The 14,899-nt window shown below is 62.6% G+C and carries 16 protein-coding genes and 1 pseudogene; 3 read left to right on the forward strand and 14 right to left on the reverse strand.

What is annotated here, in order from left to right; genetic code table 11:
- Positions 1-31: 31 nt before the first annotated feature.
- The 12 genes from LUU92_RS02290 to LUU92_RS02345 are packed head-to-tail and all read right to left on the reverse strand — an operon-like array spanning position 32 to position 10,846.
- Positions 32-2,344, reverse strand: coding sequence for an ApeM family transporter (locus tag LUU92_RS02290; protein WP_071492350.1), 2,313 nt, complete (start codon positions 2,342-2,344; stop codon positions 32-34).
- On the reverse strand, positions 2,334-3,008 hold the full coding sequence (locus LUU92_RS02295; protein WP_371322041.1) for an ApeL family LolA-like protein: 675 nt from the start codon (positions 3,006-3,008) through the stop codon (positions 2,334-2,336). Before LUU92_RS02295 ends, LUU92_RS02290 begins: the two co-directional genes overlap by 11 nt.
- A gap of 8 nt (positions 3,009-3,016) precedes the next feature.
- Positions 3,017-3,442 (reverse strand): acyl-CoA thioesterase, encoded by a 426-nt coding sequence (locus LUU92_RS02300; RefSeq protein WP_092246468.1) that lies wholly within the window; start codon positions 3,440-3,442, stop codon positions 3,017-3,019.
- Positions 3,435-4,976, reverse strand: a complete 1,542-nt coding sequence (locus LUU92_RS02305; protein ID WP_071492347.1) for an HAL/PAL/TAL family ammonia-lyase — start codon at positions 4,974-4,976, stop codon at positions 3,435-3,437. Before LUU92_RS02305 ends, LUU92_RS02300 begins: the two co-directional genes overlap by 8 nt.
- Positions 4,960-5,895, reverse strand: a complete 936-nt coding sequence (locus LUU92_RS02310) for a lysophospholipid acyltransferase family protein (RefSeq protein WP_092246475.1) — start codon at positions 5,893-5,895, stop codon at positions 4,960-4,962. The genes LUU92_RS02305 and LUU92_RS02310 overlap by 17 nt, the downstream gene beginning before the upstream one ends.
- Positions 5,892-6,626: a glycosyltransferase family 2 protein gene (locus LUU92_RS02315; protein WP_092246478.1), complete on the reverse strand. Its 735-nt coding sequence runs from the start codon at positions 6,624-6,626 to the stop codon at positions 5,892-5,894. The genes LUU92_RS02310 and LUU92_RS02315 overlap by 4 nt, the downstream gene beginning before the upstream one ends.
- Positions 6,619-8,289, reverse strand: coding sequence for an acyl-CoA synthetase family protein (locus LUU92_RS02320; protein WP_222540845.1), 1,671 nt, complete (start codon positions 8,287-8,289; stop codon positions 6,619-6,621). Before LUU92_RS02320 ends, LUU92_RS02315 begins: the two co-directional genes overlap by 8 nt.
- Positions 8,286-8,831 carry a COG4648 family protein gene (locus tag LUU92_RS02325; RefSeq protein WP_071492343.1) on the reverse strand — a complete coding sequence of 182 codons (546 nt, stop codon included), beginning with the start codon at positions 8,829-8,831 and terminating at the stop codon, positions 8,286-8,288. The genes LUU92_RS02320 and LUU92_RS02325 overlap by 4 nt, the downstream gene beginning before the upstream one ends.
- Positions 8,828-9,082: an acyl carrier protein gene (locus LUU92_RS02330; protein WP_016979215.1), complete on the reverse strand. Its 255-nt coding sequence runs from the start codon at positions 9,080-9,082 to the stop codon at positions 8,828-8,830. Before LUU92_RS02330 ends, LUU92_RS02325 begins: the two co-directional genes overlap by 4 nt.
- Positions 9,083-9,091: 9 nt before the next feature.
- Complete coding sequence (locus LUU92_RS02335) at positions 9,092-9,361, reverse strand: ApeE family acyl carrier protein (RefSeq protein ID WP_071492342.1); 270 nt, start codon at positions 9,359-9,361, stop codon at positions 9,092-9,094.
- Positions 9,339-10,151, reverse strand: coding sequence for a lysophospholipid acyltransferase family protein (locus LUU92_RS02340; RefSeq protein ID WP_071492341.1), 813 nt, complete (start codon positions 10,149-10,151; stop codon positions 9,339-9,341). The genes LUU92_RS02335 and LUU92_RS02340 overlap by 23 nt, the downstream gene beginning before the upstream one ends.
- The gene (locus LUU92_RS02345; protein ID WP_092246490.1) at positions 10,127-10,846 is read right to left on the reverse strand and encodes a beta-ketoacyl synthase chain length factor; all 720 of its coding nucleotides are present in this window, start codon (positions 10,844-10,846) and stop codon (positions 10,127-10,129) included. The genes LUU92_RS02340 and LUU92_RS02345 overlap by 25 nt, the downstream gene beginning before the upstream one ends.
- Before the next feature lie 349 nt (positions 10,847-11,195).
- On the opposite strand from LUU92_RS02345, the gene LUU92_RS02350 reads away from it, so the two are divergent.
- Complete coding sequence (locus LUU92_RS02350; protein ID WP_071492339.1) at positions 11,196-11,966, forward strand: ParA family protein; 771 nt, start codon at positions 11,196-11,198, stop codon at positions 11,964-11,966.
- A 57-nt stretch (positions 11,967-12,023) separates the two neighbouring features.
- Here the strand turns inward: LUU92_RS02350 and trxC are convergent, their stop codons facing one another.
- Positions 12,024-12,458 (reverse strand): thioredoxin TrxC, encoded by a 435-nt coding sequence (gene trxC / locus LUU92_RS02355; RefSeq protein WP_222540846.1) that lies wholly within the window; start codon positions 12,456-12,458, stop codon positions 12,024-12,026.
- Between the two features lie 237 nt (positions 12,459-12,695).
- On the opposite strand from trxC, the pseudogene LUU92_RS02360 reads away from it, so the two are divergent.
- Positions 12,696-12,983 (forward strand): annotated as a pseudogene (locus tag LUU92_RS02360) (type II toxin-antitoxin system HigB family toxin).
- 8 nt (positions 12,984-12,991) lie between these two features.
- On the forward strand, positions 12,992-13,393 hold the full coding sequence (locus LUU92_RS02365; protein ID WP_071492530.1) for a helix-turn-helix domain-containing protein: 402 nt from the start codon (positions 12,992-12,994) through the stop codon (positions 13,391-13,393).
- Between the two features lie 39 nt (positions 13,394-13,432).
- On the opposite strand, the gene selO is transcribed toward LUU92_RS02365, so the two are convergent.
- The gene (gene selO / locus LUU92_RS02370) at positions 13,433-14,896 is read right to left on the reverse strand and encodes a protein adenylyltransferase SelO (protein WP_071492336.1); all 1,464 of its coding nucleotides are present in this window, start codon (positions 14,894-14,896) and stop codon (positions 13,433-13,435) included.
- Positions 14,897-14,899: the final 3 nt, after the last annotated feature.

Consider the following 14,899-nt stretch of genomic DNA (forward strand, 5'->3'; position numbering starts at 1 on the left):
GGGCTCCTTGCCACATTGGCGATAATTACATTCATAAGGCGTGCTTCTGCCGCCCGGCCCAGGGTGCCAGCATAAAGCTGAATGCCAGGCCCAGGCTGACCGATAAGCCGAAATTGCTCACCGCTGGCGTACTTGATACGGCCAGCAGGCCAAACGACAACCAGGTCGTCAGCGCCGCCAGCAATGTGCCGAGAAGACTGACCGCAGGACCGCCTATCTGTTCGCGCATCAGGATTGCGTAGTCCACGCTGATGGCCGTGACCAGCAGCAGGCCGAACAGGCTGAACAGCGTCAGCGGCTGGCCCAGCCAACCGAGGCTGGCCAGGCTGCACAGCGCCGCCAGCAATGGCAGGGCGACGATGCGCAAGGCCCCGCCGAAACCGAACGGCAGGATCAGCAGCAGGACGATCAAGACGCAGGACATCAACTTCAATTCAGCGGCGCTGATCTGGGTGTCGGCAAACACCCGGTTCAAGTCGCCCAGGCGGTCGACCAACTGCACGCCGGGCAGATCCAGCGCTTGCACGCGCAGCAGCGCGGGGTTGTTCAAGCCTTGCAGGCTGACCATCGCCGCCACGCCGCCGTCCACCGGCCCGAGCCACAGCGTGCGCCAAGGCTCGGCCAGCGGGCCTTTCAGCGCGGCGTCGATGTCTTGGGTGGGCAGTGCTTGCAACTGGGCGACTTCGGCTTGCAGGGCACTGGCGGGCACGCCGAGGTCCAGCAGCGGCCGCCAGTGTTGCGGCAGTGCGTTCAGTGCGTCGCGCAGCTGTTGCTGTTCGGCGGGCAGGCTGACCAGTTGATCGAGCGCCAGGTAGCCCTGGAGCTTGTCCATGTTCACCAGCTGATCTAGGCGTTGGCCCAACGCGTGTTGACGCTCCAACAGCTGTTGCTGGTTGTCTGCACGCACCAGGAAAAACTGGCTGGTAGGTTGGAACCCGGTGATCCGCGCCACGGCCTGGGCTTCTTGCAGCAGCTGCGGCGGCGCGCCGATCCACTGGCGGATATCGTTCTTGCTGTTCAAGTGCCACAGGCCGCCGGCGCAAAACAGCAGCACAAGCGCCAGCAATGCCGGGCTCGGCACGCGCTTGAGCAGCGATTCGCGCACTAGCCACAGGCATTGCGCGACGCGCAGCGGCCATTGCGCCGGGCGCAGTTCGACGCCCTTGAGCAGCGCCGGCAGCAGGCACACGGCGGACAGGTACGCACCGACCAGTCCCGCCGCGGAGAACACCGCAATCTGGGTCAGCGCCGGGAACGGCGTCCAGGCCAGCGCCAGGTAGCCGATGCAACTGGTGGCCAGGCTCAGGCTCAAACCCGGCAAAGTGATGCGCAACGCCGGCCAACTGCGCCACGGCTGCAGGCTCCAGCTCTTCGACAGGTAGTGCAGCGGGTAATCCACCGCCACGCCGATCAGGCTGGAACCGAGTACCAAGGTCATCACATGCATATGGCCGAACAGCGCCACACAGGCCACCGCGCCAAACAGCATGCCCACCAGCACCGGCACAAAGGCCAGCAGCACGCGCCAGCGGCGGAAGGCGAGCAACAGCAACAACAGGATGCCAACGGTAGCGCCGCCGCCGACCCAGGTGATCTCCCGCGTGGCCTGCTGTTGACCATTGGCGGCGTACAACAAACCGCTGGCGGCGAGCAATTGCGCGCCTTGCTGACCGGCTTGCTCGCGGCTCGCCTGGAGCAGATCCGCCACCTGCAACGGCAGTTTCATGTCGAAGGCATTGCCGGTGGTGCGTGCCCGCAGCAGCACCCAGCTTTTGCCGTCGGCATCGGCGATCAATGCGCCGCTGCCGATATCCAGTTGCACCGAGCCGTGTTGCGGCTGGCTGTTCTGGATACGCCCGGTCAGGCCCAGCCAGTCATCCTGGCTCGGCACCAGGCTGAATCCGGTGAAGGGGTCGAACAGCGCCTGTACGCGTTGCTGGATAAACGCATCGGGATGCTCGATCAGTTGCTCGCGGTCCTTGGCTGACAGCATCGCCAGGCGGCCACGCAGCAATTGCTCGCGCAGTGCCGGCAAGTCGGCTTGCAGGTTCCACTGCACTTTTTCGAATAGCCCGCTGGCCTGCCAGCGCTCGCCCAACTGTTGCGCCACGGCCACGGCTTGCTGGCGGTCGGCATGCCCCACCAGCACCAGCATTTCGCGGTTCAGTGGCTCCTGCATGCGTTGTTCGGCTTGCTGTTCCAGCGCATCCGGGGTGTTGCCCGGCACCAGTTCCATCAGGTTGGCCGACAGCGGCGCACCGTGGCGCCACTGCCAGCCGGCCAGGGCCAGCACGGCCACCAGCAGGATCAGGAACAGGCGCGGCAGCAGGCGCTCACTGGGCAAAGTCGTGTTGCTCCGCTTCACTCAGGGGCAGGTCGGCATGGCTGTCTTGCATGCGCAGCACGGTGCTGTCGCCCTGGGTTTCCAGCAGTTCGATGGTTTGCACCAGGTCGCCGCCGTCGATGTTGATCTGGGTGAAGACTTGCTTGAGCAACAGCGAGCGCGGGATCAGGGTCAACTTCCACTGCTTGGCCTCGCCTTGCAGCTTCAATTCGAAGTCACGTTGCAGGCCGCTGCTGTCGCCCTGCAGTACGGCGAGGAACAGCCGATTTTGTTCGGCACCGGCGCTCTTGTTCGGCAGCAGTTGCCAACCATTGGCGTCGCGACGGGCAATGCCCTGGGCGCTGATGCGGTAGTCCTGTTGCAGTGGCGTTTTCAGCAGCCACAGCAGGCCATGGTCCTTGGCGAGCACGAAGGTGCCTTTGCTGACCAAGGGCTGGGGCAGGGCACGCAGGTGTTTTTCCTGGGTGAAGTTGCCGTGGATCACCAAGGGTTTGGCCAGTTGGTCGCTGAGTTGTTGCAAGTCAAAAGCATGTGCACTGAAGCTCAGGAACAACCCGATCAAAAATGTGGCAGCGGGCTTGCCCGCGATGAGCCTGAGGGCGCTGCGTAGTGTCCGGCGGATCGCGTTATCGTTGAAGTCCGTCGGGGGTAAGCCCCCTCCCATATGGGATTTCATTTCAGGGCCCTTTCGACGGCGTCGGTGAAGACTTTGGGGGAGGCCAGTTGCATCTCGCGCGTGGCGATTTCCACCGCGACTTGCACGGTGCTGGCGCGGGTCAAACGCTCGCCGCTGGCGAGGTCGGTGATCAGGTAGTTGACCTTCAAGCGGTTCTCCCACTCCACCAGGCTGGCGCGTACGTTGATGGTCTGGCCGAACACGGCGCCGCGCACGTAGCGCAGTTGCAGGTCGATCACCGGCCAGGCATAGCCCGATTCGAGCATCGCCGCGTAGTTGTGGCCGAGTTTGTCCAGCAGCGCGCAACGCGCCACCTCCAGGTACTTCACGTAATGCCCGTGCCACACGACGTTCATGGTGTCGACGTCAAAAAATGGCACGAGGATTTCAGTGTCGCAATGCAGCACGCCAGGGTTACGCATGCAGCCTCCAGTGTTGTTCGGCGATGCGTTGCAGGCACAGGCGCAGTTCGCCTTCCAGGGCGCGGTCTTCGATGACCGGCGGGAAGTCCTTGGCCAGATCCGCGTGCATGGCGGCCAAGGCCGGTGGCAGCGGCCGCGCATCCTCGGCCTGGGCCCGCAGCCACACGCCCTGGTTGGCGGCGAGCAAGGTCGCGGCGGCGACCTGTTCGGTCAGCTCCAGCACGCGGATCGCATCGCGGGCGGCGATGGTGCCCATGCTCACCTTGTCCTGGTTGTGGCACTCGGTGGAGCGCGAGAACACGCTGGCGGGCATGGTGTTTTTCAGGGCTTCGGCGGTCCAGGCGCTGGTGCCGATCTGCACCGCCTTGAAGCCGTGGTTGATCATGGCGCGGTCAGCCGGCGCGCCGGACAGGTTGCTCGGCAGGCCGTGGTTGTAGCGCACGTCCACCAACAGTGCGAGCTGGCGGTCGAGCAGGTCGGCGACGTTGGCCACCAGGGTCTTGAGGCTGTCCATGGCAAAGGCGATATGCCCGCCGTAGAAGTGCCCGCCGTGCAGCACGCGTTCTTCTTCGGCGTCGATGATCGGGTTGTCGTTGGCGCTGTTCAGCTCGATCTCGATGAACGAACGCAGCCAGTTCAGGCTGTCGGCCAACACGCCGAGGACGTGGGGCGCGCAGCGCAGTGAGTAACGGTCCTGCAGGCGGTGCAGTGGCGCGGTCGGCGCATCGATGGCCAGGTCCTTGCGCAGCCAGGCGGCGACTTGCATCTGCCCCGGGTGCGGCTTGGCGGCGAACAGCCGCTCGTCGAAGTGTTCCGGGTTGCCTTGCAGCGCCACCACGTTCAGCGCGGTGATGCGCGTGGCCAGTTGCAGCAGGTAGTCGGCGCGGGCGAAGGCCAGGCACGCCAGGCCGGTCATCACGGCGGTGCCGTTCATCAGCGCCAGGGCTTCCTTGGGGCGCAGCACCAGCGGGTCCCAGCCCAGTTCGCGGTGCACGTCGGCGGCCTGGCGGCGTTCGCCACGGAACATCACTTCACGTTCGCCGGACAGGGTTGCGGCCACGTAGGACAGGGGCGTCAGGTCACCGCTGGCGCCCACCGAGCCTTCTTCCGGGATCAGCGGCAGCACGTCGTGTTCGAGGAACGCATGCAGGCGCTCCAGCAGCTCCACGCGCACGCCGGATACGCCGTGGCACAGCGACTGCAAACGTGCAGCCAGCACCGCCCGGGTGGCCTGGGCGTCGAGCAACTTGCCCAGGCCGCAACCGTGGAAGGTGTACAGATGACGCGGCAGCGCTTCGACGTGCTGCAAGGGCACCGCCACCACGCAGGAGTCGCCGTAGCCGGTGGTCACGCCGTAGATCACGCCTTCCTTGTCCAGCAGCGAGTCGAGGAACTGTGCGCCCTTGGCGATGCGCTGGCGATACGCGGGGTCATCCTGCAACTGCGTAGGCGCCTGACGGTTGGCCAGGGCCAGCACGTCTTCGATGCGCAAAGGGCGTTCGCCAAAGGTTACCGGCTCAAGATGCGTGGTCATCGGTCTTCCAGAAAGGGTAAAAGTTGAACCATTGTCGGGGCGCTTCCAGGCAGAACTCGCCCAGGCGTGCGGCGTAGCGTGCGGTCCACAGGGCTATGACCTGCTCGCGGGTGGTGCGTTTCCATTCGATCAGCGGCGTAAACGGCTCGATGCTCAGGCGATAGCGGCTGCCGTGCTTGAGGCACATCAACAGGTTCACCGGGCATTTGAGCAGGCCGGCCAGCAGCCACGGGCCTTGGGGGAAGGCGGCGTCGTGGCCGAGGAAGTCCACACGCACCGTGCGCCCACCGTGCAGCGGCACGCGGTCGCCGGCGATGGCCAGCCACTCGCCGTCATCCAGGCGCTGGCTGAGCAGCAGCATGGTGGCCGGGTCCAGCTCGCTGACCTGGATCAGGCGCAAGTGCGTCGCCCCGGCCTCGCCCAACAGGCGGTTGAATTGTTCGGCGTGCTTGGTGTGCACCAGCACGTTCATGGTGACCTGTTCACCGATCTCGGCCAGCGCCCGGCACACTTCGAGGTTGCCCAGGTGCGCGCCCACCAGCATCTGCCCGCGCTCGCCCCGCAGTTGCCCGCGCAATTGCGCAGGGTCGTTGATTTCGATCTGCTCCAGGCGCAGCTTGCCGTTCCACACGTCGAGCTTGTCGAGCAACGAGTCGGCAAAGGCCATGAACTGGCCGAAGACTTTCCAGTGGGTAGGGCGCAGTTCGTCACGCCCGCTCCAGTCGGCCAGGCGCTGCTGGTATTGCCAGGCGCTCTGTCGGGCGGTGCGGCCGAACAGGAAGAAGTACAGGACGATGCCGTACAACACCGGGCTCAGCAGTCGACGACCAAGGACCTTGGCGGCGAAGGCGGTGAGTTTCATCAGCCAATAGCTGCCGCGCTCCTCGCGGTCGGCCCAGTGTTTGCTGCTGTCGCTCATGCCTGCCACCGCCGCCACAGGATCATCGGCGCGCGGATCAGCATGCCGAAGAACAGCCGGGTGTGCATGGCCGAGATGCGTACGTTGTCGCGGAACAGGCGGAAGTGCGACAGGCCATCGGCCGGGTAATGCACCTGGGTCGGCAGCCAGCGCATCGGTTGGTTGCGCCAGGCCAGGCGTACCAGAATGTCGGAGTCGAAGTCCATGCGCGTGCCGATGTAGGCCGAGTCCATCAGCGCCAGCACCGGTGCCAGCGGGTACACGCGAAAGCCGCACATCGAGTCGCGGATCTGCAACGACAAGGTGTTGATCCACACCCACACGTGGGTCAGGTAGCGCGCGTACAAGCGGCCTTTGGGCACGCTGTCGTCGTATTCGGGATAGCCGCAGATAATCGCATCGGGGTGCCGGCGCGAGGTGTCGATAAAGGTCTCGACTTCGCGCAGGTCATGCTGGCCGTCGGCGTCGACTTGCAGGGCGTGGCTGAAACCCAGGCGTGCGGCTTCGCGAAAGCCGGCCATCACTGCGCCGCCTTTGCCCTGGTTGTTCGGCAAGGTCAGCAGGGTGACGTTGTCCAGGGTTGCCAGTTGCGCCAATACCGCTGCGCACGCCGGGCTGCTGCCGTCATCCACCAACAGGCAGGGCAGGCCGCTGTCCAGCAGGCTGCGGACCACGGCCGGCACGGCGGCTTCGTGATTGTAGACCGGGATCAGGGCGCAGGGGTTATGCATTGGATGCCACCAACTGAATGCGTCCGCTGGAGCAGGCCGCTACGCCGTTGCGATAGGCGAAATACAATTTGCCGCGTTCCGGGTCAAAGCGCAGGTGCAGTTCGATCCCATCGCCTGGGCGCACTAATTGCTGAAACTTGAGCACTTCCATACCCGCAAAACTCGGTGGCAAATCGAGCAGTTGTTGGCCCAGGTTGAACGCCCACTCGACTTGCACCACGCCCGGCAGCACCGGCGTGACCGGGAAGTGGCCGCTGAAATAGGCCAGGTCTGGCGGAACGCTCAGTTGCACGGTCCATTCGCCGTTGGCTTCGACGCGCTCCAATACTTCCGGTGCCTTGGGCCGGGGTGCCAGCAGCAGTGCCTCGATGTCGGCCTGAGGCAGTTTGCCTTGGCTGTTCAGCGGCAGCTGCCTCAGCAATCGCCAACGACGCGGCAGGGCCAGGGCTTCGCAGTGCTGGCTCAGGTGTTGGCGCAGGGTTTGGGTGACGGTCCGGCGGCCTTGATTGCGCAAGGTATGCAGGCCTTCGGCGCTCAACACCACCAGCGCACCAAGTGAGGCGCGATTTTCCTGGACTACGCCCAGGCGGGTGTCGGCGACCCACGGGTGGGTCATCAACGCGTGTTCCAGCATGGGCAGGGAGATGCGTTTTTCTTCCAGCTTGACGATGCGGTCCAGGCGGCCGAGCAGCTCGAAACGGCCATCGGCATGGATGCGTGCGGCGTCGGCGGTCTGTTCGACATGCCCCTCAGGCAGGTAAGGCGATGCAATGCGCAGGGCACCGTCGGCATCCTGGCTCAGTTGCACGTCGGTAAACGGCTGCCAAGGCTGTGCGCCTTGGCGCCAGGCGATGCCGCCGGTTTCCGAGCTGCCGAGAATCTCGGTCGGCCATTGTTGCAAGCGGTCGTACAGGCTGCCGGCGGCGTCCACCGGCAACGCGCCGCCGGACGAAAACACCCGCGACACGCTGCTCAGCGCCGGCCAGTCGAGGTTATCGCCCATGCGCTTGAGCAGTGCCGGGCTGGCAACCCAGGCAAAGTGCGCATGCTCGCGACTGGCGCGCTGCATGTCTTCGGGGAATGCCAGTTGCTTGCGCACAAAGGTACGGCCGGCGCACAGCGGCCACAGGACGCGGAACAGCAAACCGTAGATGTGTTGGGTGGCGACGCTGCCGATGATGCAGGCGTCCTTGAGGTCCTGGCCCCACAGGGTTTCCAGGGCCTCGACCTCGTTGGCCAGTTGACGCAGGGTCTTGTCGATGCGCTTGGGTTCGCCGCTGGAGCCGGAGGTGCACAGGCTCAGTTGGCAAGCGTCCAGGTCAAGTGCGGCAGCGCTCAATGGCGCCGCATACAGCGACTCAAGGTCAGCCGCTTCGGTCAGCCAGGCATCGACGGCTTCATCCCAGCGTTGGCGGGTCTGAGGTTGCAGGTCGGCGGGCAGCAGTACGCTGACTCCGGCCCGCCAGGCACCCAGCAGGGCAATCGCCAGCAGGCCGGCATCTTCCAGGTACACGGCCAGTCGCTGGATACCGCGGGCTTGCAGGCCCGCCGCCAGGCTCAGGGAGTATGCCCACAGTTGGGCGTGATTCATGGCAGGTTCGGTGGTAACCGGACGCTGTTCCAGCGGCTCAAGCAGCACGTGCTCAAGTTTCAACCCATTCATACGCGGCCTCGAACCCTTTGTCGTACCAGCCATTCCACGGCAAACAACAGCCCCATCAGCCCGTAGGCGATCAGGCCGTTGTACAACGTCCACCAGCTCAGCGGTGCCCACAGGGTGAGGGCCGCGGCGAGCAGGCCATTACACAGAAAAAACACACTCCACACCACGGTGACCTGGCGGGTGTACACGATGGCATGCGGCGCCAGCACCGGGTCGGTCATGCGCGCCAGGCGCTCGACCATCGGCGGGCCATATTTGAGGCTCAGGCCGAACAGCGCCAGCATGAACGCGCTGACCAGGCTCGGGTACCAGCGCAGCAGGCGGGGGTTGTCGAACCAGGCCAGCAACAGGCAGAACACGATCACCGCCAGCGCCATCCAGCGGCTGCCTGGGCGTCGTGCACCGGTCAGCGCGCGCAGCAGCCACAGACTGCCGAGCAGCAGACCGAATTGCCACGGGGCGAAGTGTTCGGTGCCGTAATACACCGCAAAGGGGTACAGCAGCCCCGCCAGCAACAGGCCAAGGCCGATCAGCCGGCTCATGCGGCAGGCGTGACCAGACGGTACACCGCCTCAACCACGTCGTTCACGGTGCGCACAGCCTTGAATTCCTCGGCGGCGATCTTCTTGCCGGTCTGGCGCTTGATATGGTCGATCAAGTCGACGGCATCGATGCTGTCGATTTCCAGGTCCTGGTACAGGTTGGCGTCCAGGGTGACGCGTTCCGGCGGCAGTTCGAACAGTTCCACCAAGGCATCGCGCAGGGTGTTGAAAATATCGTCACGAGTTTGCATGGTCCGGTCTCAAGCTGCCTGTCTGGCCGTGACGAACGCCGCAAGGCTGGCCACGTTGGTGAAGTGATTGCGGGTGTCCTTGGCGTCGGCATCGATCTTGATGCCGTACTTTTTCTGGATCGCCAGGCCCAGTTCCAGGGCATCTACCGAATCCAGGCCGAGGCCTTCGCCGAACAGGGTCTGATCGCTGCCGATATCGTCGACGCTGATATCTTCCAGGCCCAGGGCCTCGATGATCAGCGCCTTTATGTCGTGCTCAAGGCGGTGTTGGTCGCTCATCTTCGGCGAGCTCCTTAATAAAATAGTGATGCAGGTAATCGTTGAGCTTGCGTGAGGCCTGGGGCGCGGGCCCCAGTGTTGCGAACGCCTGTGGTTCTATATCGGCACCCACCCGCAAACTGAAGTGCACGCGGCATTTAGGGATGCGATACCAGGGTTCGGCCTTGGTCAGCGTGGTCGGGCTGACCTTGATCACCACGGGGGTGATGATTGTCGCACCCCGCAGTGCAATGGCGGCACCGCCACGATGAAAGGCAGGCGCCGCGCCGGGTGTGGTGCGGGTGCCCTCGGGAAAGATGATCAGGGTCTGGCCGCTGCGCAGGGCGTCTGCGGCAGCATCGAGCATCTCGGCACTGCCGTCGTTGCTGATATAACCGGCGTCGCGCACCGGGCCGCGGGTGAACGGGTTCTGCCACAGGCTCTGTTTGACCACGCAATTGGCCTGGCGCACCAGGCCGATCAGGAATACCACGTCGATCAGCGATGGGTGATTGGCGATGATCATCTGGCCCGGGCGACCGAGCTTTTCGGCGCCTTCGACGCTGTAGGTCAGCACGCCGACGCGTTGCATCAGGCGGATAAAGAACCAGAACAGCCAACTGATCGTGTGACGGGCGCGGCTGCGGTGCTTTGCAGCGTCCCCTGGCAGGCAACTGAGCAACGGAAACACCAGCAAACGCAGGCACAACCCGCCGAAACCGAACAGCGCAAAGCTGGCGGCGGTGGCGAACAGACGCCAGTAATAGGCGTCTCGTGGTTTGTCATTCAGGGCTTGCGTTGCCAGTTCCATACGCGGTTCTTCCAGGCATGTTGGCAGGCGACCTGTTCGGTGAGCAGGGTGCGCAGCAGATTCAGGGCGTGGGGCCACTGGGTTTGAGTGGGTTGGACAGTGCCGGTACCGAGTTCCAGTTGCCACTCGTCGCCCGGCGTCAGCAGCAGACCGAGGGCGTAGGGGAAGGGCACGTCGACGATCCAGCTGGCATAGGCTTCGGGCGCCTGCTCTTCGGTTATCACCAGTAAAACCGCCGTCGCACCTTCGTTGAGCAGCGCGGCGGCTTCGAGCATGCCGTGCTCCAGGCCATCGCCGGCGGCGGCGAGGGCGGTCATTTCGCTGGTTTCATTGCGCAGGATCGACCAAAGGCCAATCACCGCATTGTGCACCGACAGGCTGAACTGGGTTGGCGACAGCGGTTGTTCGCTGGCCAGGTCGCTGAGGATGTCAAGGGTGCGCGGGGTTTCGCCATGCCGGGAGATAAACACCAGCGGCAGGTCCTGCAGGCCTTCGGCCAGTGGCCAACCCACGCTGAACGCCATGCGCGCCAGCCTGCTCAGGCGGCGGCGTTGCATGGCAGGCAGGAACGAGACATCAGGGGCTGCATCACTTGCGGGCAGCAACGCCGGCGCCTGACACCAGGCGCGCCAGTCATCCACGCTATCGAGCCCGGGGGCCCAGGCGCGCCATTGGGCGATGTTGAAAGTGATCACTGAGAAGTTGTCCCGCCCCTGCGGGCTTCCATGTGCGACTTTTGGCCCCGAATACCGGGACAGGGAACAATAGCCGAATGGCGCGTATTATCCCGGTGCCGTGGGGTTCTAGCAAACTTTGGTAAAGATTTGTGCACGGTCGATTACAAAATAGTGGAAAGAATTGACAGATTGTCCTTTACCCAAGGACTGGATGGATTGTCGGACCGTTCTTTTTAATCTGTGGGCTGTGTATGACAGCTATCGTGCCAATGGCATCGTGATGCAGCAGTGCATGGATGAACGAGGTAGCTAACAGGCGCTTTTGCCCTCTACACTCGGACATTCATTGATACACGGAGGTTTTTCCATGCGGCGTGTGGTGTTCAATCAAAAAGGTGGCGTTGGCAAGTCCAGCATTGCCTGCAACCTGGCGGCAGTCAGCGCCAGCGAAGGTTATCGAACCCTGTTGGTGGACCTCGATGCGCAAGCCAATTCAACCCAATACCTCACTGGGCTGACCGGCGACGATATCCCCATGGGTATTGCCGAATTCTTCAAGCAAACCCTGTCTTCCGGGCCGTTTTCGAAGAAAAACCGAGTGGATATCTACGAGACCCCCTTCGACAACCTGCACGTGATCACCGCAACCGCAGAGCTGGCGGACCTGCAGCCCAAGCTCGAGGCCAAGCACAAGATCAACAAGCTGCGAAAGCTGCTGGATGAGCTGAGTGAAGATTACGACCGGATTTACCTGGATACGCCTCCAGCGCTGAATTTTTATGCGGTTTCAGCGCTGATTGCCGCTGATCGCGTGCTGATCCCCTTCGATTGCGACAGCTTCTCGCGCCAGGCCCTGTATGGTCTGCTGGCGGAGATCGAAGAGTTGAAGGAAGACCACAACGAGGACCTCGAAGTGGAAGGCATCGTGGTCAATCAGTTCCAGGCCCGGGCGAGCCTGCCGCAGCAGATGCTGGATGAGTTGATTGCAGAAGGGTTGCCGGTGCTGCCGGTGTACTTGGCCAGCTCCGTGCGCATGCGTGAGTCGCACCAGGAGAGCAAGCCGCTGATCCACCTGGACCCACGGCACAAGCTGACGCAGCAGTTTGTAGAGTTGCATAACCTGCTGGAAAACGCGTGATCCAAAAGACAACACAAAAACCCTGTGGGAGGGGGATGGGTGGTTTCCAAGGCCGAGTTACACGCCTTGGCTACGCAACCAGCTCATCAATTGCGGCAACGCAAGCGCCCCACTCTGGCGCGCCACTTCGCGGCCGTTCTTGAACAGAATCAAACTGGGAATCGAGCGAATCCCCAACTGTGCCGACAACTGCTGATTGGCCTCGCTGTCCAGCTTGGCCAACCGGCACTTGCCCGCCAACTGCCCGGCCGCCTGCTCGAACACCGGCGCAAACGACTTACACGGCCCACACCAGTCCGCCCACACATCCACCAGCAACGGCAAATCGCCCTTGATTTGACTGGCGTAGTCGCCTTGCTTCAACTCAAACGGCTTGTTCAACAAAACCGGCTGCTTGCAGCGCCCGCATTTGGGCGCATCACCCAGGCGTTCACCGGGGATGCGGTTGAGGCCGTTGCAGTGGGGGCAGGGGATGACAAGAGGTTCGGGCATGGTGGGGTTCCAATGAAAGCAGTCAGTGAAGTTCAATGTGGAGCCGGACGCAGGTGTTATCAAGTTATGAAGCGGCGTTGCATATGCTCACAGATTTTTGCGTGCTGGTTGGGCATGCCTACCTAGGCTGTGAAAGCGTGTTCGACAAAGCACCACCGGTCCGATCGACTCTATAGCAAATTGCGATAGTCAGCGTTCGAGTTTAACCTTCATAGCAAGATGCGATAGGGATGTTGCATGCGAGTGATCAGTGCGAAGCAAATATGAAATGCCAAGGAAAAATGGCCTCACTCAGCCAGTGCTCTGGATGAGTGGCATCGGAAGGTCAAAGTCATCAACCCTGAAGACTTTGCGACGTTGAGAGCAGTTTTCCCTGCTGTGGATAAAGTGGGGGCGCTGCATGTGTTCAATATCGCAGGCAACAAGCTCCGCCTTATTGCCATCGTGCGCTATCGAATGCAGCGTCTCTACATCCGGCATGTTTTGGACCATCGTGAATACGACAAGGGTAAGTGGAAGGAGTAATGGGAAAAATGAGTGTATTGATCGAGCAAGTCGCCGAGCATTGGAAGTTCGTGTCCCCCTTGTTGCGTAAGCCGAAAACCGAGGCTGATTACGATGTGTTGGTAGAGGCGCTCGACGAATTGCTGGATATCGTGGGGGACGATGAAACCCATCCGCTGATGGGGCTGGTCGATATCATCGGTGATTGGGTTGAGGCCTATGACTTAGAGCATTGGCCAATACCTGAGGCGAGCGGTGTCGATGTATTGCGTTCAATGATGCAGGAGCATGGCTTGACGCAAAGTGACCTGCCTGGTGTCGGCGCTCAGTCGGTTGTCTCAGAAATCCTGAGTGGAAAACGCCAGCTGAACGTTCGGCAGATTCGTTGGCTGGCGGAGTTCTTCAAGGTCCCTGTGGATATGTTCATCTGATCACGATCACGGCGGTGGGCGATCTTCTGGATAGGCCTCCTATGACGAACAACTAATCTCCAAATGTTTCCCCCAATCTGGCGGCCGCTGTGCGTACTGCTCCATCCCCGCTTGCTCCTCAAACGGCTTGGAAAGCACCGCATGCAACCGCCGCACTTCGCTGTAATCCCCGGATTCGGCGGCAACGATGGCGTTCTGCGCCAGGTAGTTGCGCAGGATATACAGCGGGTTCACCGCATGCATCCGCGCACGGCGTTGTTCTTCGCTGAACTCCCCATCCCGCTCAACGCGCGCCTGGTACTGCTCGGCCCAGGCATCAAACCCGGCCAGGTCGACAAAGTCATCGCGCAGCCGCGCTACGGCCAACGCCGCCGATTCATCCCCCAGGCGCCGGAAGAACAGGGTGTAATCCACGCCGCTGTTTTGCATCAGCTTCAGTAAACGCTCGACCAGTTGCTGGTCATCGTCTTCGGCGGTGGTCAGCCCCAAGCGGCGGCGCATCAGGTCCAGGTAGTTCGCTTGATAAAGCGGCAGATACAATCCAAGTGCTTCCTTCAACGCATCGACGCTGATAAACGGTGTCAGCGCCTGCGCCAATGCACTCAAGTTCCACTGCCCGATCGGCACCTGATTACTGAAGGAATAGCGCCCTTCGTGATCCGAGTGGTTGCAGATGAAGTGCGCGTCAAAGTCGTCCAGGAATGCAAACGGTCCGAAGTCGAAGGTGATACCGAGGATCGACATGTTGTCGGTGTTCATCACCCCGTGGCAGAAGCCATAGGCCTGCCATTTGGCGATCAGCTCGGCATTGCGCTCGACGATTTCGCGGAACATCGCCAGGTACGGCTCGGGCTGTTCGCGGCATTCGGGGTAGTGCAGGTTGAGCACGTGTTCGGCCAGTTGCGCCTGCTGCTCGGGTTTCTTGGTGTAGTAGAAGTATTCGAAATGCCCGAAGCGGATATGGCTGTGCGCCATGCGCAACACCATCGCGCCGCGTTCCTGTTTTTCGCGCCACACCGGGGTGTCGGAACCGATCACGCACAGCGCGCGGCTGCTGGGGATGCCCAGCGCATGCAGCGCTTCGGACGCGAGGAATTCGCGGATCGACGAGCGCAGCACGGCACGCCCATCGCCCATGCGTGAGTAAGGCGTCATGCCGGCGCCCTTGAGGTGCAGGTCCCAATGCTCGCCCGCCTCGTTGTACACCTCGCCCAGCAACAACCCACGGCCGTCACCCAATTGCGGGGTGTAGCCGCCGAACTGATGCCCGGAATAGACCATCGCCCGCGGCTCTGCCTCGGCCCACAGTTTGTGCCCGCCGAACAGTTCGGCGAACACCGGTGTTTCGGCAACGGCGGGGTCCAGGTCGAGCAGGGCCATGGCGGCTTCGCTCGCCACGACCAGGCGCGGTGCGTCGAGGGGCTCGGGCAATACGTGGGTTGAGAACGCATCGCCCAGGCGTGCGAAGCGGTTGTCGAAGGTCAGTTCGTCGAGGGCTTTCACCGG

The sequence above is a fragment of the Pseudomonas extremorientalis genome (genome assembly GCF_024584605.1).
Taxonomy (GTDB): Bacteria; Pseudomonadota; Gammaproteobacteria; order Pseudomonadales; family Pseudomonadaceae; genus Aquipseudomonas; species Aquipseudomonas extremorientalis.